Here is a 20,627-nt window from a genome sequence, read left to right on the forward strand (position 1 = left end):
GTACCTCGTACCACCGGGTACCGCTATACGGTATCACCGAGTACCGGTATGCGGTAGCACCAAGTAGCGCGTGGGATCTCCAGGGCCGGGCTACGCCCGCGTGGCGTTCGACGGTGGGATGTTGTGATTGACGCGGAACATGTTGTGCGGGTCGACCGCGTCCTTGATCTCCACGAGTCGGCGGTACGTGTGTGGTTCGTAGGCCCGCGCCACCGCCTCGGCCGTGGTGTCGTAGCCGGTCAGGAAGTTGGCCTGCTTACCGCCCGTCGTCCATGGCGCCATCGCGTCGGCGATCTCTGCCAACGGCGTACGGAACTCCTCCGCCCGGCCCGGTGCGCCGAACATCGCACCGGAGAGCTGGAAGCCAACGTCCCGGTTGCCGACGGCGTTCGGCACGCGCGGTGCGCGGGCGAGCGCGCCGCCGAGCTGGCGGACCTCGACCACCCCGCCCGGGATGTCGACGTCGGGGCCGGCAGCGACGATCAGCGCCTCGGCGGCGTCCGCGGAAAGGTCCCGGAGCAGGGTCGACATCTCGTACGTCGGCGTCGGCTCGACCGGGTCCGCGTGGATCGCGGGGATCGCCGTGTACGGGATCTCGGCCACCGTGTCGATCAGTGCCGGCGCGACGGCGCGCAGGTCCGCGATGATCCGGTCGCCGTCGGTGGCCGGACCCAGGTAGGCGATCCGCACGTGAACGGTGAAGCGGTCGCGCAACGGTTCCGGCACAGACGGTCCGGACGGCAACCGCAGGAACGCGAACGAGACGGACAGGTCCTCGGACGCGGTCGCGGTCAGCCGGCGGTACGCGTCGACCGCCGGCCGGACGTGCTCGCCGGCGAAGTAGAGCCCGCCGCCGTACAAACGCGTCACCGGCACCAGGCCGAGGGTGAGCGAGGTGACCACCCCGAAGTTGCCCGTGCCGCCCCGGATCGCCCAGAACAGGTCGGGTTCGTGGTCGGCGTCGATCCGTCGAAGCGCGCCGTCCGAGGTGACGATCTCGGCGGCCTGCACGTGGTCGGCGGAGAAGCCGTACCGGCGTCCGAGGGTCGGGCTGATCCCGCCGCCGAGGCTGTAGCCGACCACGCCGACGTTCGGTGACGAACCGGCCAGCGGCGCCAGGCCCATCCCGGTGCCCTTCTCGATCAGCTGCTGGGCTCGGACGGCCGGCCCGATCGTCGCCGTGCGCGAGTGCGCGTCGATGCTGACGCCGTTCAACCGGCGCAGATTGATCAGAACCGCGCCGTCCGACGGGACGACCGCGCCGTGCCCCGTGGAGATCGTGGCGACCGGCAGAGCGTTCGCACCGGCGAAGCGTACGGCGGCCTGCACGTCGGCGGCGGACGTGGCACCCACCGCGACGGCCGGGCACTGCACCAGGGCCGTGTTCCAGGCGGCGGTCTCCGCGGCGTACCCCTCGTCACCGGGGGCCAGCACCGGGCCTGCGACCTCCGCGGCGAGCTGGGCGATGACGTTCCGGGGGATCACGTACGTCATCCCGTGGCCTTCCTGACCTCGCAGGTGATCTCAGCTCGCGCCCACACGATCTGATCGTCGCGGGGCAGCCGGTCGCCCGGGCCAGGTTCGCGGAAATCGCGACGATGATCGCGCCGGGGAGGGAGGAAAACCCCCAGGCGGAGTCGGGTGGTTCCCGGCTTCCGACCGCCCACGGCGCTGCCTAGCGTCGATTGAGTGATCGAACTACGTGAGCTGACCAAACGCTACGGCAGGCGGGTCGCCGTCGACGGGCTGAGCCTCCGGGTCCAGCCGGGGATGGTGACCGGCTTCCTCGGCCCGAACGGATCCGGCAAGTCGACGACGATGCGGATGATCCTCGGCCTGGATGCGCCGGACCACGGCGAGGCACTGATCGGAGGCGTCCCGTACCGGGAGCTGAACTGGCCGTTGAAGACGGTCGGTGCGCTCCTCGATGCCGGGGCGTTCCATCCCGGTCGCAGCGCCCGCGCCCACCTGGCCGCGCTGGCCGCGAGCAACGACATCCCCGGTTCCCGGGTCGCGCAGGTGCTGCGTGTCGTCGGCCTGTCCGACGCGGCCACCCGTCGCGCCGGTACGTACTCGCTCGGCATGCGCCAGCGGCTCGGCGTCGCGGTGGCCCTGCTCGGCGACCCGGGGGTCCTCCTGCTCGACGAACCGGTCAACGGACTGGACCCGGAGGGCATCCGGTGGATACGGGACCTGCTGCGCGGACTCGCCGCCGAAGGCCGGACGGTGTTCGTGTCCAGCCACCTGATCGCCGAGATGGCGCTGACCGCCGACCGGCTGGTGGTCATCGGCCGCGGCCGGCTGCTGGCCGAGACGACCGTCGCCGAACTGGCCGCCGGCGACGACAGCCTGGAGGACGCGTTCCTCCGGCTCACCTCGCAGGCCACCGACTATCGCGGAGTGGGAGCGTCATGAAGGGGTACGGATTCCGGCACGCGGTCCGGATGGAGCGAATCAAGTTGAGCAGCGTCCGGTCGACATGGTGGCTGGCGACCGCGGCGGTGGTCTCGATGGCCGCGGCCGGTGCCGGGGTGGGTCTCGGGTACCGGTCGCACACCCCGGTCGCCACCGCCGCTCAGATCCTGAACAACAGCCTCGGCGGCGCCATCCTGGCCCAGCTGCTCCTCGGCGCGCTCGGCGTCCTGATGGTGACCGGCGAGTACGGCACCGGGATGATCCGCTCCACGCTCGCCGCCGTCCCGCGGCGTCGGACCGTCCTGGCCGCGAAGGTCGCCGTGTGCGGCGGCACGGCTCTCACCGTCGGTCTGGTCGCGAGCTTCGCCGGCTACGTGGCAGGGCAGCTCGCGATTCGCGGTACCGCGATCCCCGCCGCCTCCCTCGGGGAGCCGGCGATCCTGCGCGCGGTCCTGCTGACCGGCGTGTACCTGGGCGCCACCGCGCTGATCGGTGTCGGCATCGGCGCGATCGTGCGGCACTCGGGCGCCGGGATCGGCACGCTGTTCGGTCTGATGTTCGTCCCGATGATCGTGGTCGGCCTGTTCGGCGAGAGCGGGATCCAGGTCGGCCGCTTCGTCCCGCTGCTCATGCTGCTCAACTCGATCGCGGTGACCTCACCCATACCCGGGCTGTTCGCCGGCTGGATCAGCGTGCTGCTGGTGTGCGGGTACGCGGCGGTGGCGATCCTGTGCGGCGGAGTGCTGCTCCGCCACCGCGACGCGTGACCCACGAGAATGGGCCGATGACCGCGCTGCGCGCTCCGTTCACCACACTGGCTCTGCGCCAGGCGGTGTTCTGTGTCGCCGGCGCGGTCAGCGCCGCCGCGATCCTGGCCGTACCGGCCATCGTGCCGGCTCTGAGCGTCCTCGTCCTCTGGGCGACCGGAGCCATGGACGACCGGCCCGCACCCACCGTCGCGCCGGTGTTCCTGGTCCTGTTCCCACTCGTCGTCGCGTTCCTGGTCGTGCTGGCCGCCCCGATCGGCCGCGCGATGGGAGCCGTGCACCGCTCGCTCGCGGACCGGCTGCTCGACGTGCACGTGGACGCCCCGCCGCCGCGGCTCTCGAAGCGGATCAGCGCACTGGTCGCCGACGGACCGGGCTGGCGCGCCGTCGGGTACGGCCTGCTCAAGGTGCCACTGGCCATCCCCGAGGGCTACGGCGCCTTCTGCTACGTGTTCGGCCTGGTCAACCTCAGCTACCCGGTGTGGTGGCCGCTGTTCCGCAACCACCCGCCGGGCACGCGCCTCGGGCCGGTGTGGGCGTTGACGCCGTTCGGCGCCATCGGCACGCGGACGTTCGCGGGAACATTCCTCATCGCCGCGGCCGGCCTCGCCATGCTGCTGGTCGCACCGTGGTTGATGCGGCTCGGTACGACGACGGACCTCGCCGCGATGCGCCGGCTGCTCGGCCCGCGTCGACTCGCCGAGCGGGTACGCGAACTCCAGGTCAGCCGGGCCCGCGCGATCGACGACGCCGCCGCGATGATGCGCAGACTCGAACGGGACCTGCACGACGGCGCGCAGATCCGGCTGGCCACGCTGGCGATGAACCTCGGCATGGCGACCGAGAAGCTCGGTGTCGACGGCCCGCCACCCGACCTAGCGCAGGCCCGCGAACTGGTCGCGCTCGCCCACCGCGGAGCGAAGGACGCCCTCGCCGACCTGCGCGACCTGGTGCGCGGGATCCACCCGCCGGTCCTCGACAACGGTCTCGGCGACGCGCTGGCTACGCTCGCGACGAGCAGCGCCATCCCGGTCGCGGTGCACGTCGAGCTGCCCGACCGACCGGCACCCGCGATCGAGACCATCGCGTACTTCTGCGCCGCCGAGCTGCTCGCGAACGCGGCCAAACACAGCCGGGCGGCCCGTGTCGCGCTCGGCGTCGTCCGATCCGGTGACCGCCTGACGGTGACCGTCGAGGACGACGGCGTCGGCGGGGCGCACCCGGACGGTCCCGGCCTGTCCGGCCTCGCCCGCCGCATCGCCGTCGTGGACGGCCGGATACGCGTGCACAGCCCGACCGGCGGGCCGACCCGGGTCGAGATCGAGCTGCCCACACACGTGTGAACGGAGGCGACGGGATGCGGGTGGTGATCGCGGAGGATGCCGCGATGATGCGCGAAGGCCTCGTCCGGCTGCTCACCGACCGCGGTTTCGAGGTGTGCGCGGCGGTGTCCGACGCGGATGCGCTGCGGTCCGCGATCGCCGCCGTCGTACCGGATGTGGCCATCGTCGACATCCGGATGCCACCGACGCACACCGACGAGGGACTGCGGGTCGCAATCGACATTCGGCGCGACCACCCCGACGTGGGTGTGCTGGTGTTCTCGCAGTACGTGGAGACGCGCTACGCGGCCCGCCTGCTCGCCGACCGGCCGGCCGGCGTCGGATACCTGCTCAAGGACCGCGTCGCCGACGTCGCCGACTTCGTGGACGCGCTGACCCGGGTGGCATCCGGCGGCACCGCGCTGGATCCGGAGGTGGTCGGCCACCTGATGCGGGCCGGGCAGGACACGGCAGGGTTGGCGTCGCTGACGCCGCGGGAGCGTGCGGTGCTGTCGCTCATGGCCGAGGGACGATCCAACGCCGGGATCGCGGCCTCCCTCGTCATCACTCCCGGGGTCGTGGAAAAGCATGTGGCGAGCATCTTCGCGAAACTCGGCCTGCCGTCCTCGGACAGCGACAACCGCCGGGTCCTGGCCGTCCTTCGCCACGTCGGCGGCTGAGCGTCACGCCGACTCCGTGGCGACGCCGACGCCGACGCGGTGCGGTCCGGCGCTCGCCGTCGCCGCCGAACCGGTCCGCCTGCACGACTGCTGGCCGAGCATGCGACCCAGCTCGCCAAGCACACCGCGCCCGCGCCGCCCGCGCCGCTGGTGCCGGACAGTGACCACGGTTCGAGGGCCGGCGGATCCTCCGCCGGCCCTCGACCGCCTACTTCGGAGGCGGGCAACGTCAGTCGTCGCGTCCGACACCGCGGTCGGGCGCGCTCATGTCTCCCGTCCGGGGCGTGCCGTCGGCAAGCCCGTAGCGCAGGTGCACGGTACCCTTCGGACTGGCCGCGGGCGGTTCGAGGAGTGTGAGGTTCGCGGGCACCGCCCCACCGTCGAACACCTTCTTCCCGACGCCGAGCACGATCGGGTGCACCCAGAGGTCGAGACGGTCGAAGAGCTTCTCGCGCAGGAGGGTCTGCACCAGGTTGAGGCTTCCGACGACCTTCACGTTCTGGTGCCGGTCACGGATCTCACGCACCGCGCCGGCCAGATCCGGGCCGAGCTGGGTCGAGCCGGCCCAGGAGAGGTCGGGCCTGCCGCGGGAGGCCACGTACTTCGGGACGCTGTTGAAGAGGGTGGCGATGTCGTCGTCCTCGCCGCCCTCCTGGTGCGGCCAGTAGGCGGCGAAGATGTCGTACGTCCGCCGGCCCAGCAGGAGGGCGTCCGTGCCCTCGTACGCGGCGGCGACCTGCGCCCCGGCCACCTCGTCGAACAGGGGGGCCTGCCAGCCGCCGAACGGGAACCCCACCGGGTCCTCGTCGGGGCCGCCGGGCGACTGCCCGACGAGGTCGAGGGTCGCGAACAGCTCGATGTGGATGAGGCCCATGCCGAACTCCCGGTCAGTCGATGTCTCGGTCGGGAGGTAGACCTGCCGGCGCCGGCAGACTCATCGCTGCGGCGGCCCCTCGTTTCGTACCCGTCGCCCGCCCGGGGGCGCCGGTCGTGTTCCCTACGGGCTAGCGAGGAGCCGCCGCGGCGCGGCGACGCCTCCCGTACGCGACGGTGACCGCGCCCAGGAGGGGTCCCCAGAGGAGCAGCGGAGCGTAGCAGGCAACGAGGACGACGAAATGCCAGTCGTACGTCGTCAGGAAGCCCTCTCCCGGGATCGGCTCGCCGGTGATGGTGCGCCCGGCGAACAGGAGCGTGAGGCTGACCCCCCACAGGACCGTCAGGGTCACGGCGCCGACGGTGGCGGGAATGACGGCGGCCGGCGTCGGCACCCGGCGTCCACGCAGGACCGGAAGCCAGCCCGGGAACCGCTCACCCCAGCGGGCGATCAGCCCGACGGCGGTGAACGCCAGCACCTCGGAGACGACCGACAGGATGATCACGTACACCTCCATGGGCAGCCATGCGGGGACGTCGCCGGCGCCGCGGTCGGCTCGACCGCCGTCGAGAGGTACGTGGAAGACGACCGCCGCGAGCCGCCAGGCGGCGGACGGGAGGACGGTGAACGGGATGGCGTACGCGGCGATCCGTGCCCAGCGGGGAACGCCGGGGACGGGAGCGTGCGCAGCCGACCAGGCGGCCCGGAGTCGCGCGGTCGTGGGTCGTGTTCCCGTGAGCGTGGCCATGTGAACGACGATCGCAGCGGGTCACCGCCGCGGACCTCCCTCGCCTGGGGGAACCGGGTCCCCCAGGCGAGGTCAGCGCGACTGGTCGTCAGTCGGAGGTGCCCGGACCGGAGGGGGTGAAGGGGTTCTCCGTCGGCCCGCCCTGCCCGCTACGGTAACGGAACATTCCGCTCCGCTCAAGCCGACGCCGGCCGATCGGTAGGGTCGTCCGCGTGGATCTGGATGACATTGCCGCCCGGCTCGGGGTGCCCGTCGAGGACATCGACCGCGTTCATCGACTCGCCGGCGACCGGCCCTCGGCTCCGCTGCCCGCCAAGACTGACGCGCCCGCGATGCTCCACCGGCTCGCGGTCCGGCCGGACGACGCGGCCGAGATCATGGCGGGCTGGCCCGACGCCGGATCTCCCCTGTGGACTCCGGAGCTGCGCTGGCTGCTCGACCGCTCGGTCGCCCTGGTCCGCGCCGATCTCGGGGGCCACGGCTGGCTGCCGCCCGGTCCGGCGCTGCCGCGCGAACGCGGTCCTGCCTGGCGGCATCTCTACGTGTACGCGTACCTGGCCCTGGTCGATGTCGTCAGGGGATACCACCGCGACCACGGCATCCCCGACGCCGTTTCGTGGGCGACCCTCGCGGACCTGGGTCGCAACCTCGCGATCGACCGGCGGATGCACCGCGAGGGCTGGCCGGTCATGCAGAGCTGGCTGACGCTGCACGCGCGCGGCGGCATCTACGAGCTGGGCCGGCTACAGCACCAGCGCGGCGGCCCGGCCATCGACCTGCACATCCCCGAGTCGGGGCCGCTGACCCCGGAGGCGGTCACGGCATCGCTCGACGAGGCCCGCGCGTTCTTCCCGCGCCACTTCCCCGACGAGCGCTACACGGAGTTCTCCTGCGGCTCGTGGCTGCTCGACCCGCAACTGTCGGAGTACCTGCCCGAGGACTCCAACATCGTCCGGTTCCAGCGGAGGTTCGAGCTGGAGCCCTACGAGGAGCCGGAAGAACTGGACGCGGACGTCGAGGTGCTGCGGTTCGTGTTCCGTACCCTGACCACGCCGCTCGACCAGCTGCCGCGCCGGACCGCGCTCCAGCGGGCGATCGTCGACCACCTCAGGGCGGGCCGCCACTGGCACATCCGCCGCGGCCGCTTCCCGATCTAGTCATGGGTCCCGCCGGGTCGGGACCGTGGCAGCAGACGGGAGACGCGCGCCGCGACCCGGCGAGCGAAGGTCACGGGGAGATAACACAGGGATACATGACCTTCGAAGATCGTTAGCGTCGATGGCGGACCAGGCGACCTCGTCTGGAGTTAGGTGGAGGATTGATGAACCTTCGGAGGAGGGTGGTCTCGCCCGTCGCGGCGGCCGGCGCGCTGGCCATCATCACGAGCCTCACCACGGCCGGCCTACCCTCGGCGGCGCACGCCGCTCCGCCGTCCGCGGCAGCTGACGCCCCGATCACCCACGAGGAGAACCCACGGGTGCCCGTGGGGGCCGCGTGGACGGAGACGTACTTCCCGTCCTCGGACGGCAGTGACGTCGAGCTGCACGCCGACATCCTGCGCCCGGCGCACCTGCCGGCGCGCGCGAAGACGCCGGTGATCCTGTCCGTGGGTCCGTACTTCTCGCACGCGGGGGAGACGTCTCCCGGCGGGTTCGACCAGGTCGGGCCGTCGGGGCGCTTCCAGGACTTCATCGACGGCGCACGGCTCATGGAGCGTGGATACACCTTCGTGATGGTCGACCTGCGCGGCTTCGGCGGCAGCACGGGATGCCTGGACTTCCTCGGCCCGGGCGAGCAGGCCGACATCAAGGCCGCCGTCGAGTGGGCGGCGCGCCAGCCGTGGTCGACCGGCAAGATCGGCATGTACGGCAAGTCGTACGACGCCAACACCGGGCTGGCGGCCAACGTCCTCAAGCTCAAGCCGCTGCGGGCGATCGTCGCCCAGGAGCCGACCTGGGACCGGTACAACTACCTGTTCAGCAACGGGGTGCCGCGTTCCAACGCGACCAGCAGCCCGCGGAGCTACTACTCGATCGCCACGATGTCGCCCCTCGCCGACGACAGCGACCGCTACAAGGCGAACGCCGAGTACGAGAAGAGCCACCCCGAGTGCCAGATCAACAACTCCACCGACACCCAGAACCCCGACCCGAAGTCGTCGTTCTGGCGTGCCCGTGACTTCGCCTCCCGCGCCGCCGGCTCCCACACGCCGCTGTTCGTCACCTCGGGCTTCATCGAGGACAACACCAAGCCCGAGGACATGCAGCAGTACCTGGCCAACCACCACGGTCCGGAACGCGGTTGGCTCGGCCAGTGGGAACACGTGCGCGGCAACGAGACCACCGACGACGGCCAGCTCAAGATGGGACGGGCGGGCTGGTTCGACGAGGTGATGCGCTTCTACGACCAGCACCTGCGCGGGATCAGACCGTCGGTCACCGACCCGGCGTTCGCCGTCGAGGACAGCCTCGGCAACTGGCGTGCCCAGCCGACCTGGCCGGTGGTCCACAACTCGTACAAGGTGCGGCTGTCGTCCGGGCGGTACGTCGACGACGGCGGCCAGACGCCGGGGACCGCCCGCTCGCTGGCGGCGCCGCAGGCCGACGTCTGGGACATCGAGTACGCGCCGGAGGCCGGCGCGCCGCCCTCTGAGCAGGCGGGTGCGCTCAGCGCCGAGGCGCCGGGCAACAGCTACTGGACCTTCTCCACCCGCGTGTCGAAGCAGGTGCGCATCACGGGCACGCCGGAGATCAGCCTGAAGACCAGGGGCCAGGGCAACGTCTGGGTACGGCTGTGGGACGTCGCCCCGGACGGCAAGGCCACCATGTTCAACGAGAACGTCGCGGCGCTCGACCACGGGTCGACCTCGTTCGCCCTGAAGGCGACCGACTGGACCTTCGAGCGGGGGCACCAGCTGGGGGTCCAGATCGGCACCATCGCCTCGCGGGGCTGGCGTCCGGTGCCCTCCGGCCAGACCGTCACGGTCACCGACGCGCGGCTCGCCCTCGAGGTGCAGGACCCGCGGTTCGACTCGCCCACCCAGGGCGACCGATCGCCGTACCTGGACCGGTACGTGGCCGCCAACACCATCACGCTCGACGAGGTCGGCGCCCCGACCTTCCCGCTGACGGTTTCCCGGAGGGGATGACCGAACGGCCGCTGCCCGGCACCCGTCTCGCGGGTGCCGGGCAGCGCGTCCGGCGGCGTGAGTAGTCGCTGGTCAGTTCGCCTTGCGTTGCATGAGGGAGATACCGAGCAGGAGATACTGCCAGCGTTGTACGGGCCGGTAGTCCCTCCCGATGCGGTCGCGTTTGCCGGCGGGCATGCCGGCAAGGGGGTCGCTCGAGTTGTCGGCGCGCACGACCCAGATGCGGGGTGGGGTGCCGAGGCACGCGGCCTCGGGGCATTCCTGCGCGAGGAAGCGCCCGTCGGTGCGTTGCGGGGCGGTCCGCAGAACGTCTGGCGGGCGGGGGGCCGGCAGGTAGCGCTCGTAGATGTCCCGTGGAGACCACGGGATGCTCGGGTGGGTGTCGGAGAAGACGACGACGTCGCCCGGTTGGTAGCGGGGGCCGATGACCTGCGCGATCTTCGCCGAGTCCTGGCTGTGGCCGGGAGCCTCGCGGATCGTGACGTGGGCGGGATAGGCGAGGACGGCGGCGAGGCCGGCCACCAGGATCGCCCGGGGCGTGCCGAAGCGGAGCAGGGTGGTGGCGGCGAGGACGGCGAGCGGTGGCAGCGTCACCAGGACGTAGCGGGCGACCCAGACCGGTGCCTGCGTGCCGGCGAGCAGCAGCAGGGCCAGGGGCACGAACGCGGCGCCGGCGAGGCAGAGGTACGCGGGGCTACGGCGTACGGCGAGGAGACCGAGCGCCAGGACGATGCCGCCGACGGCGGGGGTGAGGAAGAGCCGTTCGGTAAAGACGTGCAGGGCGTTGAGGCCGACGAGGGGGATCCAGGAGACCTGGGCGGTCTGCCCGGAGCCGAGCACCGACAGGGTGGCCGCCGGGAGGACGCCGACGACCGCGGCCGCGAGCCAGCGTCCCGTGGTGCGCCATCGCCGAGGGCGTCGGGTGAGCTGCCAGACCGCGACCGCGCTGGCGTGGCCGGCGAGCAGAAGCAGCCCGTTGAGCGGGTGCAGGAGCCCGGCGGCGGCCACCGCGGCGGCGTACGCGGCGAGCCGACCGGGAGCGGGCCGTTCCAACAGGCGGATGAGGCCGAGCACCGCGAGTGCGGCGGCGCAGATGACGAAGGCGTACGAGCGCGCCTCCTGCGCGTAGCGTGACGTGACCGGCAGGATCGCGAAGATCAGACCGGCGAGCAGGCCCAGGCCGGGCCCGCCGACGCGGCGCCCGAGAGCGGTCACCGTGAGCGTCGCGACGGTGATCGCGACGACGGAGGGCAGCCGCAACGCGACGGTGCCGGTCCCCGCCACGGTCGCGTAGGCCTTCATGAGCGCGTAGTACGGGGTGAGCACCGCGTCGACCGAGCCGGAGAGCTGCCACAGCTGCGTCCAGGTGAGTCGTACCGCGCCCCAGGTGGCCAGCTCGTCGGCCCACAGCGCGGCGCCGGTCAACCGCCACAGGCCGAGCAGCGCGGCGAGCAGCGTCGGCGCGGCCCACACCAGCACGGGGATCGCCCGGGGGAGACGAGCGTGTCCGCTGTCCTGCGCTGCCTTGGCGCCGTGTCGGCGGGAGGGCGCGGACGTCGGGTCGGACGGAGCAGCAATGGTGGCGGCGCGGTGCAACGGCCAACTCGCGGTGATGATGGACTCCAGGCGGGGATCGGGCGCGGGCGCACACGGTAGCCCTGCGGGAATCCGTCCGGGGTGCTTCCAGCGGGACAGCCGGTGAACAGCAGGTTGCCGCTGCCGTGCGTGAAACCTGGAGGCACCGCGGTGCGTTGCCGCGGCTCAGCCGCAGGCCACCTCCGCGCCGGCCTCGTCCGCCCTGGGCATCTGGAGCACCTGGATCTTGTCGACCGAGGGCAGGTCCCGGACCGGCGCCAGGAGGGCGCAGTCGAACGTCCGGCTCCTCGTCCTGAGCCGGAACGACTCGGGCATCGCGTCCAGCGAGCCGGCCGCCAGCGCCTCGGGATGGTCCTTGAAGAGCTCCTTGTAGTGCGCCCACGCCTGTTCCCGGGTCTCGAACCTGCGCTCCACCGGCTTCAGGACGTCGAGGGCCGACCCGATGGCCGCCTTCTGCTCGGGCGTGGCGTCCTGTTCCAGGTACACGTTGACGGCGTACTCGTGCGGCTCGCTCCTCGTGACGGCCAGGGTGACCGCCGTCGCGGCGCCCGCGCCGACGAGCATCGCCACCACGCCCACGAGCACCAGCGGAATCCACCGCCTGCGACGGGGAGCCGGCGACTCGGGCGCGCCGGGCGGGACGTCGAGGGGGAGCGGCTCGGGCGGGGACGGGAGGGGATACGGCTCTGACACGGCGCACAGTAAAGCAGGGCCCGCGCTCTCGCGGGGCCCGCAGCCGCAGCCGTAGCCGCGGTCGTCAGGACGCCTGGCGGACGGGCATGTCGGCCAACCAGACGTCGGCCAGGTCGCCGAGGGGGACCTCGAGTGCCTGGCTGAGGCAGACCACCGTGCCGAACGCCGGTGCGGGAAGGCGGCCCGCCTCGATCTTCCGCAGCGTCTCGGGGGAGATGCCGGCTGCCACGGCCACCTCGACGAGGCTGCGGCCGGCCCGGGCGGCCCGGAGGGCGGCTCCGAGGCGCTGACCCGCGGCGACCTGTTCGGCGGTGAGTGGTTGGCGGACCATGCCAGCAGGATATCCCCCCGGGCACCCACGCCGGACGTGGTATAAAAATACCGCTTACGAAGAGGGAGGCTGTCGTGATCGAGCTGAAGTCCGCCGAGGAGATCGGCCGGATGGCGGTGACCGGCCAGTTCGTCGGTGGGCTGCTCGCCGAGCTGAGCGGCGTCGCCGCGGTCGGCGTCAACCTGATGGACCTCGAACACCACGCCCGTCGCCGGATCGCCGAACGCGGCGCCGAATCCTGCTACTGGGACTACGCCCCGTCCTTCGGCCGCGGCCCGTTCCGCAACGTGCTGTGCCTGTCGGTCAACGACGCGGTGCTGCACGGCCTGCCGCACGACTATGTCCTGCGCGACGGTGACCTGCTGAGCATCGACATGGCAGCCGGCATCGACGGCTGGGTCGCCGACTCCGCGCTCTCGATCATCGTGGGCACCCCCGACCCGGCCGACCTGAAGCTGATCGAGGCCACCGAGGTCGCCCTGGAGGCCGGCATCTCCGCCGCCCAGCCCGGCGGTCGCCTCGGCGACGTCTCCGCCGCGATCAGCGAGGTGGCGAGCTCCTACGGCTACGGCGTCAACGCCGAGTTCGGCGGGCACGGCATCGGCCGCACCATGCACGAGGCCCCGCACGTCCCCAACAGCGGCCGCGCCGGCCGCGGCATGAGACTCCACCCCGGCCTCACCATCGCCATCGAGCCCTGGTTCTGCCGCTCCACCGACAGGATCACGGTCGACGACGACGGCTGGACGATCCGCTCCGCCGACGGCTCCCGCACCGCCCACTCCGAACACACGGTCGCCATCACGGTCTCCGGACCCCAGGTCCTGACCCGCCGCCCCACCGACGGCGCCACCTCGGCCGATCCCACCAGGAAGCCCGCCACCGCGGCCTGACCCGCCGCCCTCCAGGCGACGTTGCCGTAGCCGCCGGGGCCTCGAACGGCTCCGGACGGCGGTTCAGCGGAGGGGGATCCCCGCTTGCCGGGCGGCCTGGTGGCCGCCGAGCACCGGCAGGGAGAGGTGGCTGACCTTGGTGTTGACGGTGATGGTCGGCCGGGACGCGAGCGTCTGGGCCGAGTAGCTGCGGTAGCTGCCGACGATGATGACGCCGATCCGGTTGCCGGCGGAGAAGACGTAGTCCTCCGGCAGCAGGGGGACGCTGATCTCGTACATCTGGTTGGGCGTCATGGGCTCGGGGGTCGCGACCGAGTCGCGGTTCTGCCCGTCGCGGATCCCCTTGGTCACCCGCCACTGGGTGACGCTGGTCGGCCGGTACGCGACGGGCCGGTAGCACCCGTCGTCGGATGGGCTCGACTCGCCGTAGCACTCCTCGGGCAGCGTCGTCTGGAGGACGCCGTCGCCGGACCGGTCGTTCTGCGTGCTCGGCCCGTACTCGACGAGGATCGCACCGAAGTAGGCCTCGGCGAGACTCGACGACGCCACGAGGTCGACCACGGGAGTGCCGGAGATCCGCAGGTCCTCGGTCAGCGGCGGGGACAGGAAGGCCAGGCGGTTCCCGTTCGGCTGGCTCGGGTTGCTGATCATCGCGGCTTCGGTCTGGCTCGGGTTGTCGAGGAACGAACGGGTCGTCGGGGCGGCCTTGGCCGGGGTGAGCGCGAGCGTCCCCGCGCTGTCGGCGCCGGGGCGCAGCCACACGTCGACGTTGCCCGTGCCCGGGATCGGCCAGTCCGCGTGCTGCTCCCAGACGCCGCTGGAGGGTTCGACGTCGACCTTCGGCTCATCCATGATCCCGTTGTCGACGCCCTGGAGCCAGTAGTCGAACCAGCGGTGCAGCGTGTCCACCCACACGTCCCGGCGGAAGTCGAACGGGTCGATGTGCCCGACGCGGCCGAGCCACAGCTTGCGCGGCACGTCGTACGTCTTCAGCGCCTGCCAGAACTTGCTGACGTGGTCGGCGCGGACGTTGTCGTCCTGGATGCCGTGCACGAGGAACACACTGGCCTTGATCTTCGCGGCGTCGTCCAGATAGTTGCGCTCGTCCCAGAACGGCGTGTAGTCGCCGTGCTCGTCGCCGTCGTTGGCCGCGATCTCGTTCCAGACCGGCGCGCACCGGGACTGACGGGCCGGGTCGTCGTCCGTGATGGTCCGGGCGAGAGACCCGAGGTAGTTGTTGCCGCGGGTGACGATGCCGTTGCCGCGGGTGTAGTCGTAGTAGTTGTAGGGCCCGGAGATGGGAACGACGGTGGACAGGCCCTTCACGCCGGACACCGCCGCGGCCATCGCCAGGGATCCGTCGTACGACTTCCCGATCATCCCCGACTTGCCGTTGTGCCAGTCGACCACCACCGGATCGCCGTGGGAGTCGTGCGCGGTCCGGCGGCCGTTGAGCCAGTCGACCACGGCTGGTCCGGTGGCGTTCTCGTTGGCGCCCTGGATCGTCGGGCAGCCGGTGGAGCCGGCCGTGCCGACCATGTCGACGAGCGCGACCGCGTAGCCGCGGGGCACGAAGTAGTTGTCGTAGAACAGCGGCCAGCGGTCGAGGAGGCCGTCGTTGTCGATGTCCGCCTTGAGTTCGGACTCGTTGCCGCGTCCCAGCGTCGTGTAGTACGGACTGTTGTCGATGATGACCGGAGCCTTGAGGCCCCGCTCCGTGGCGGCCGGGCGGATGAGGTCGACCCGGACGACGTCCTTGACGCCGTCCCGGTCACTGTCGAAGTCGGTGTCCACCCACACCCGTTCGCGGATCGCGTCGGCGTATCCGAACACCGGCTGGGTGACTCCGGCCGCCACGGTGACCGTCGGCGTCTCGACCCGCTCGGCGGCGGTCGCCGGCGCCGGCACGGCCAGCATCGCCATCACCACGCCGACCGGAATGATCGCCCTCATGACGTCCCTCCTCATCCGGCCCCGGACGACGCTTCTTGACGCGCCGGCGCGACCACCACCGGACGCTACGAAAAGCCCGCGTGGTCGTCATCAGGCAGATGCACGAAGTCCATGGCACGCCGCATGGACATCTGCCGAGACGCGGCACGGGTCGTCGCCGACACGGTCTGCGGTAGCGTCGTCGACCGTGGACAGTGACGATCTCCGACTCGCGTTCGACACGTCGGATCGTGCCGCGAACCTCGCGCTCGGCTACTTCACGTCGGGCGTCTCGGCGACGCGGAAGGCCGACGGCACACCGGTCACGGAAGCCGACCGGGCAGTCGAGCGATTGCTCCGCGAGACGTTGTCCGCGGCGAGGCCGGACGATGCGTTCCTCGGCGAGGAACTCGGTCGACTCGGGACGTCCGACCGGGTCTGGATTCTCGACCCGATCGACGGCACCTCGTTCTTCAGCCGCCGTGACCCGAACTGGCGCGTTCACGTGGCGCTGGAGGTCGACGGGCACACCGAGATCGCGGTCGTCACCGCTCCCGCGCTCGGACGCCGCTGGTGGGCCACCCGGGGCGGCGGTTCCTTCGAGTCGCCCTGGCCGCGCGGGGAGGCCGAACCGAGGCGACTCGACGTCAGCACCACCTCGGTGCTGGCCGATGCGCGGCTCGAAGCCCTGGACGACGTGGCCGGAGCCCGTCTCCCACCGGGCGTGGCCCGCGCGCCGGCGAGCCCCCTCCCGCTCGTGGAACTGGTTCGTGGCGAGATCGACGCCTTCCTGGTCGAGCGCTACCACATCTGGGATCACGCGCCGTGGATCCTCCTCGTCGAGGAGGCGGGGGGCCGTTTCACCGATCGCACCGGAGGGCGCAGGGGCGACCGGGGCGGCGGCCTGTATTCCAACGCCAACCTGCACGGCGAACTGCTGACAGCGCTTCACTACCCGGTACGCCCCTGACCGGTCGTACCGGCAGCCGCGCCGACGCTCCCATACACCGATCAGGAGTGCTGCGGTTCCTGCTCGTCCGCGACCTGGATGATCGTCTTGCCGGGGGCGCGATGGCGGCGGCTGAACGCGGCGGCGGTTTCGGGAAGCGGTCGTACGGCGCTGACGACGGGGTTGAGCCGTCCGGCCCGGACGCGCTCGGCGAGGTCGGTCAGTCGGGCGCGGTCGGGTTCCACGACGAAGAAGACGGCTCGCCCGTCCCTGGGCTGCACGGTGGGCGGCATGGCGATGGTGACGAGGGTGCCGCCCGGGCGTACGAGTGCGGTGGATCGCTCGAGGACGTCGCCGCCGATGACGTCGAACACCACGTCCACCTCGCCGACGTGCCGCAGGTCGTCGGCGTCCAGGTCGACGAAGGCCTGCGCACCGAGCCCGAGCGCGACCTCCCGGTCGGCGGCCCGGCCGGTGCCGATCACGCGGGCGCCCACCTCTCGCGCGAGTTGCACGGCGAGCGAGCCCACGCCGCCCGCGGCCCCGTGGACGAGGACGGTCTGACCGGCCCTGAGCTGCGCGTGGTCGAACAGTCCCTGCCACGCGGTCAGCCCGGAGATGGGCAGCGCGGCGGCCACGGTGTGGTCGATGTCGGCCGCGAGGGGAGCGAGGTTACGAGCCTCCACCGCGGCGTACTCCGCCAGGGATCCGTTTCGGGCCCAGTCGGTCAGCCCGAACACCCGCTGGCCCACCGTGAGGCCGGTGGTGCCGTAACCGAGTTCGACCACGGTCCCGGACAGCTCGTGCCCGGGGATGCTGGGCGTCCGATCGCGGCCGGCGCGATCGGACCACGTCGCCGGCCAGTCGAGCTCTCCCGGAGTGAAGCCCGCCGCGTGCACCCGCACGATGACGTCGTTCTCCGCGGCGTGGGGGTACGGCATGTCGGTCAGGGTGAGGCCGTCGACACCCGCGTGGCGGTCTCGCACGGTGATCGCTCGCATGCTCGGATCCTTCAAGACGTGGGCCTGGTGCGCAGTGGTGCCGAGGTGCGGTCAGCTCGGCCAGGGCGAGCCGAGGATCCGCTCGACCATCGAGACGTGACGGAAACCGGGGAGGAAGTGTTCGAGGATGTCCGAATTCATGGTGCCCTCCGTGGTCTCGGGTCGGTCCTTGAGACCGTCGACGTGGGCCCGCAGAAACTCGTTCTTGAAGTCCCCCCGCGGGTGCGCGGCGAGGATCTCGTTCAGCTGATCGGGATCCAGCCCGTCCAGGCCGATGCCGATCACGTCGGTCGCGATGCCGAGCTGGGTGATCGCGATCTCCGGCCCCATCCGCTCCGGGATGCCCAGCGTGGTGTGCAGCGCGATCGCCGTCCAGACGGTCTCGGCGGCGGCCGCCGGGTACCCCCGGTCCAGGAGGAACTTCCGCGCGTGGTCGGCGCCGTCGACCTCGAAGCGCTGCACGACGTCGGAGAACGGCGTGAGGAGGCCGGTGTCGTGGAACAGGGTCGCCACGTAGAGCAGCTCCGGATCCAGGTTCACGCCGAGCTGCCGCGCGTGGATCAGGCCGAAGAAGAAGGCCCGCCGCGAGTGGTGGTAGATGGAGGGCCTGGTCGTCTCCTGGACGAGCGTGGTCGCTTCGGCGACCGCCGCCGTCTCGGGAATTTCCAGTCCCGCGATGACCTCTGGCATGACCTCTGACTCCCAGGGATGTGTGTGCGCTGATCTGGCTCCATGCTGCCCAACGACCGGCGGGCCGCGCCGCCTTCGTCCGGCCAGGAATCACTCGAATCGGGACAGGCGCGTCGCGGTCGCTCCGGTCAGAGGGTGAGGCGGCACACCCGAGGCGGACTTGAGGATCCCCGTCATCCCCGGTGACGGTGTGTTACGAATGAGCGTGTCCCTGCCGCCCGCGTCGCCGCCCCGACGGCGGCCGGTGCCGGCGGGCTTCGGCCGGCCGGTGGGCGACCCGGAGAGACCGGAGTGGTGAGCAATCCCCACCGCCTCGGGATCCTCGCCTACGACGGAGTGACGTTGCTGGACGTCGCCGGCCCCGCGGAGGTGTTCAAGGAGGCGAACCGGTTCGGCGCCGACTACCGGATAGTGCTCGTGTCGCCGACCGGTGCGGACGTCACGTCGAACCTCGGGATCCGGATCGCGGTCGACGCCGCCGTCTTTCCGCAGCCGCCTTTCGACACGTTGCTGGTGGCCGGATCGGACCTCTATCCGCGCACCGGTGTCCCCGGTGACCTGGCGGACGCCGCGCGGACGCCGGCGAGGGCGGCCGGCCGGGTCGCGTCGGTCTGCACCGGGGCGTTCGTCCTCGCCGCCGCCGGCCTGCTCGACGGCAAGCGCGCGACCACGCACTGGAAGGTCGCGCACGAGCTCGCCGCCCGGTGCCCGACGTGTCGCGTCGAACCCGATGCGATCTACGTTCGCGACGGCACCACGTACACGTCGGCGGGGGTGACGGCCGGGATCGACCTGGCGCTCGCTCTCGTCGAGGAGGACCACGGGCCCGACCTGGCGCGCGAGGTCGCCCGCGCGCTCGTGGTGTACATGCAGCGTGCGGGCGGCCAGTCCCAGTTCTCGGCGCCGCTGCAAGGACCGCCGCCCCGCTCGCCGGCCCTCCGCCGGGTCACCGACCTGGTGACAGCCAACCCGCGCGGAGACCACTCGCTCGGAGAACTCGCGAAACACCTCAACGTGAGCACCCGGCACCTCACCCGGCTCTTTCACGAAGAGCTGTCGACGACACCGGCCCGCTACGTGGAGAACATCCGGTTCGACATGGCCAGGGCGCTGCTCGACCAGGGACACACCGCGACGCAGGCCGCGACTCTGGCCGGGTTCCCCAGCTACGAGAGCATGCGACGGGTCTTCGCCAGGAAGCTGTCGATCAGCCCCGCCGCCTACCAGCGCCGGTTCAGCACGACCCGCCGCGGGAGCTAGCACGGGTTGGGCGTCCGGCTGATCCGTCCGCACCCGGCCGGGGCAGTGGCGGCACGAGCACCCGGGCCGTGCGGGCGCGCACCGACGCGGTCGGCGCGCGGCGTCGGGTGCCAGGCGTACGCGTTCCCCGCGCCTGGCACCCGACGGACGAGTCAGGCCTGGTTGCCGGCCGGGATCCGCGTCGGGGCGAAACTGTCCTGGATCCAGTTCGGATAGGCGACCGGGAGCCGGCTGACCTCGTCGAGTGCGGCGAGATCCTGCTCGGTGAGGGTCAGGTCGCTGGCGGCGATGTTGTCCGCGAGCTGTTCCAGCTTGCGAGCGCCGACGATCACACTGGTCACGGCCCGCTGGGCGAGCAGCCAGGCGATGGCGACCCGGGCGGGGCTCACCTCGTGGCGCGCGGCGACGGTTCGCAGCACGTCGAGCACCTCGAACCCCTTCTCCTCGTCGAACGGCACGAAGTCGAACCCGACCCGGGCCCGGCGGGAGTCCTGCTCGGTGGTCACCCCGCCGCGGTCGAACTTGCCCGAGAGGAACCCGCCGGCGAGCGGGCTCCACACCGTCAGGCTCAGCCCCTCCTCCTCGGCCATGGGCACCAGGTCACGTTCGGCGTCGCGCGACACCAGCGAGTAGTGCGTCTGGTTGGCGACGAACCTCGCCTGGTTGTGCAGGGCGGAGATGCCCAGCGCCTTGCTGATCTGCCACGCCGCGAGGTTGGAACAGCCGATGTAGCGGACCTTGCCCTGCCGTACCGCGTCGTCGAGCGCGCTCAGCGTCTCCTCGAGGGGCGTGATGCGGTCGTAGTTGTGGATCTGGTAGAGGTCGATGTGATCCGTGCCCAGACGGCGCAGGCTGTCTTCGAGGGCACGCATGACGTGCAGGCGGGAGAGCCCCATGTCGTTCGGCCCTGGCCCCATGGGGGCCATCAGCTTGGTGGCGAGCACCACGTCGCGCCGGCGCCGCCGGATCGCCTGACCGAGCAGCTCCTCACTCTCGCCGTCGGCGTAGACGTCGGCGGTGTCGATGAAGTTGATCCCGGCGTCCAGCGCCGTGCCGACCACCCGGTCGACCTCCTCCTGCCCGAGTGCGCCCATGTTGCCGAACACCGGGTGCGTCTTGCCACCGAACGTCATCGTGCCGAGGGAGATCTCGGAGACCCAGACCCCGGTGCGCCCTAGAAGGCGGTATTTCACTGTTGCTCCTTTTTCGCGCTGGCTCGCCGAGCGGCCGCGCATCAAGCGAGTTGCCAAGGACGTCGCGTGCCGGGTCCGATGCTACATGCTGTCCGGACACGGTGTAGTGCACGTGTGAGCAGGGCGAACACGCCG

General features: G+C 71.6%; 19 protein-coding genes. 9 read left to right on the top strand and 10 right to left on the bottom strand.

The annotated features are described in order from the left end of the window. Nucleotides 1-90: 90 nt before the first annotated feature. Complete coding sequence (locus ACSNOA_RS10680) at nucleotides 91-1,494, bottom strand: FAD-binding oxidoreductase (protein ID WP_436657791.1); 1,404 nt, start codon at nucleotides 1,492-1,494, stop codon at nucleotides 91-93. Nucleotides 1,495-1,689: 195 nt separating this feature from the next. On the opposite strand from ACSNOA_RS10680, the gene ACSNOA_RS10685 reads away from it, so the two are divergent. From ACSNOA_RS10685 to ACSNOA_RS10700, 4 genes are read left to right on the top strand one after another with little or no spacing between them, the layout of a single operon-like run. Beyond that, the gene (locus tag ACSNOA_RS10685; RefSeq protein ID WP_436657792.1) at nucleotides 1,690-2,415 is read left to right on the top strand and encodes an ABC transporter ATP-binding protein; all 726 of its coding nucleotides are present in this window, start codon (nucleotides 1,690-1,692) and stop codon (nucleotides 2,413-2,415) included. A 29-nt stretch (nucleotides 2,416-2,444) separates the two neighbouring features. Then, on the top strand, nucleotides 2,445-3,182 hold the full coding sequence (locus ACSNOA_RS10690) for an ABC transporter permease subunit (RefSeq protein WP_436657793.1): 738 nt from the start codon (nucleotides 2,445-2,447) through the stop codon (nucleotides 3,180-3,182). 17 nt (nucleotides 3,183-3,199) lie between these two features. Continuing rightward, a complete protein-coding gene (locus ACSNOA_RS10695) occupies nucleotides 3,200-4,525 on the top strand; it encodes a sensor domain-containing protein (protein WP_436657794.1) in 1,326 nt (441 codons plus the stop codon). Nucleotides 4,526-4,539: 14 nt separating this feature from the next. Further along, a complete protein-coding gene (locus tag ACSNOA_RS10700) occupies nucleotides 4,540-5,184 on the top strand; it encodes a response regulator (RefSeq protein ID WP_436657795.1) in 645 nt (214 codons plus the stop codon). 229 nt (nucleotides 5,185-5,413) lie between these two features. On the opposite strand, the gene ACSNOA_RS10705 is transcribed toward ACSNOA_RS10700, so the two are convergent. Together ACSNOA_RS10705 and ACSNOA_RS10710 are read right to left on the bottom strand one after the other, a co-directional pair. Continuing rightward, a complete protein-coding gene (locus tag ACSNOA_RS10705) occupies nucleotides 5,414-6,058 on the bottom strand; it encodes a dihydrofolate reductase family protein (RefSeq protein ID WP_436657796.1) in 645 nt (214 codons plus the stop codon). Between the two features lie 130 nt (nucleotides 6,059-6,188). Next, nucleotides 6,189-6,806 carry a hypothetical protein gene (locus ACSNOA_RS10710; protein WP_436657797.1) on the bottom strand — a complete coding sequence of 206 codons (618 nt, stop codon included), beginning with the start codon at nucleotides 6,804-6,806 and terminating at the stop codon, nucleotides 6,189-6,191. Nucleotides 6,807-7,018: 212 nt separating this feature from the next. Here ACSNOA_RS10710 and ACSNOA_RS10715 point away from each other — a divergent pair, with 212 nt between their 5' ends. After that, complete coding sequence (locus ACSNOA_RS10715; RefSeq protein WP_436657798.1) at nucleotides 7,019-7,963, top strand: acyltransferase domain-containing protein; 945 nt, start codon at nucleotides 7,019-7,021, stop codon at nucleotides 7,961-7,963. Between the two features lie 164 nt (nucleotides 7,964-8,127). After that, nucleotides 8,128-9,954 (top strand): CocE/NonD family hydrolase, encoded by a 1,827-nt coding sequence (locus ACSNOA_RS10720; RefSeq protein WP_436657799.1) that lies wholly within the window; start codon nucleotides 8,128-8,130, stop codon nucleotides 9,952-9,954. Nucleotides 9,955-10,026: 72 nt separating this feature from the next. Here ACSNOA_RS10720 and ACSNOA_RS10725 read toward each other — a convergent pair whose 3' ends face one another. The 3 genes from ACSNOA_RS10725 to ACSNOA_RS10735 all read right to left on the bottom strand — a co-directional run bounded on the left by ACSNOA_RS10725 (nucleotide 10,027) and on the right by ACSNOA_RS10735 (nucleotide 12,574). Further along, on the bottom strand, nucleotides 10,027-11,433 hold the full coding sequence (locus tag ACSNOA_RS10725; protein ID WP_436657800.1) for a glycosyltransferase family 39 protein: 1,407 nt from the start codon (nucleotides 11,431-11,433) through the stop codon (nucleotides 10,027-10,029). Nucleotides 11,434-11,715: 282 nt separating this feature from the next. After that, nucleotides 11,716-12,243 carry a permease-like cell division protein FtsX gene (locus ACSNOA_RS10730; protein ID WP_436657801.1) on the bottom strand — a complete coding sequence of 176 codons (528 nt, stop codon included), beginning with the start codon at nucleotides 12,241-12,243 and terminating at the stop codon, nucleotides 11,716-11,718. Between the two features lie 64 nt (nucleotides 12,244-12,307). Continuing rightward, on the bottom strand, nucleotides 12,308-12,574 hold the full coding sequence (locus ACSNOA_RS10735; RefSeq protein WP_436657802.1) for a helix-turn-helix domain-containing protein: 267 nt from the start codon (nucleotides 12,572-12,574) through the stop codon (nucleotides 12,308-12,310). Nucleotides 12,575-12,648: 74 nt separating this feature from the next. Here ACSNOA_RS10735 and map point away from each other — a divergent pair, with 74 nt between their 5' ends. Further along, a complete protein-coding gene (gene map / locus ACSNOA_RS10740) occupies nucleotides 12,649-13,467 on the top strand; it encodes a type I methionyl aminopeptidase (RefSeq protein ID WP_436657803.1) in 819 nt (272 codons plus the stop codon). 63 nt (nucleotides 13,468-13,530) lie between these two features. Here map and ACSNOA_RS10745 read toward each other — a convergent pair whose 3' ends face one another. Beyond that, nucleotides 13,531-15,420, bottom strand: coding sequence for a CocE/NonD family hydrolase (locus ACSNOA_RS10745; protein ID WP_436657804.1), 1,890 nt, complete (start codon nucleotides 15,418-15,420; stop codon nucleotides 13,531-13,533). Between ACSNOA_RS10745 and ACSNOA_RS10750 the strand changes: the two genes are divergently transcribed. Then, nucleotides 15,419-16,369 carry an inositol monophosphatase family protein gene (locus tag ACSNOA_RS10750; protein ID WP_436657805.1) on the top strand — a complete coding sequence of 317 codons (951 nt, stop codon included), beginning with the start codon at nucleotides 15,419-15,421 and terminating at the stop codon, nucleotides 16,367-16,369. The two genes, ACSNOA_RS10745 and ACSNOA_RS10750, sit on opposite strands and share 2 nt — an antisense overlap. Before the next feature lie 41 nt (nucleotides 16,370-16,410). On the opposite strand, the gene ACSNOA_RS10755 is transcribed toward ACSNOA_RS10750, so the two are convergent. Beyond that, a complete protein-coding gene (locus tag ACSNOA_RS10755) occupies nucleotides 16,411-17,349 on the bottom strand; it encodes an NADP-dependent oxidoreductase (protein ID WP_436657806.1) in 939 nt (312 codons plus the stop codon). A gap of 51 nt (nucleotides 17,350-17,400) precedes the next feature. Next, on the bottom strand, nucleotides 17,401-18,039 hold the full coding sequence (locus tag ACSNOA_RS10760; protein WP_436657807.1) for an HD domain-containing protein: 639 nt from the start codon (nucleotides 18,037-18,039) through the stop codon (nucleotides 17,401-17,403). A gap of 294 nt (nucleotides 18,040-18,333) precedes the next feature. On the opposite strand from ACSNOA_RS10760, the gene ACSNOA_RS10765 reads away from it, so the two are divergent. After that, entirely contained in the window at nucleotides 18,334-19,299 is a 966-nt protein-coding gene (locus ACSNOA_RS10765; protein ID WP_436657808.1) for a GlxA family transcriptional regulator, read from the top strand. A gap of 152 nt (nucleotides 19,300-19,451) precedes the next feature. Here ACSNOA_RS10765 and ACSNOA_RS10770 read toward each other — a convergent pair whose 3' ends face one another. Beyond that, the gene (locus ACSNOA_RS10770; RefSeq protein WP_436657809.1) at nucleotides 19,452-20,492 is read right to left on the bottom strand and encodes an aldo/keto reductase; all 1,041 of its coding nucleotides are present in this window, start codon (nucleotides 20,490-20,492) and stop codon (nucleotides 19,452-19,454) included. Nucleotides 20,493-20,627 lie beyond the last annotated feature (135 nt).

The organism is Micromonospora sp. URMC 103, from assembly GCF_051386435.1.
Taxonomy (GTDB): domain Bacteria; phylum Actinomycetota; class Actinomycetes; order Mycobacteriales; family Micromonosporaceae; genus Micromonospora.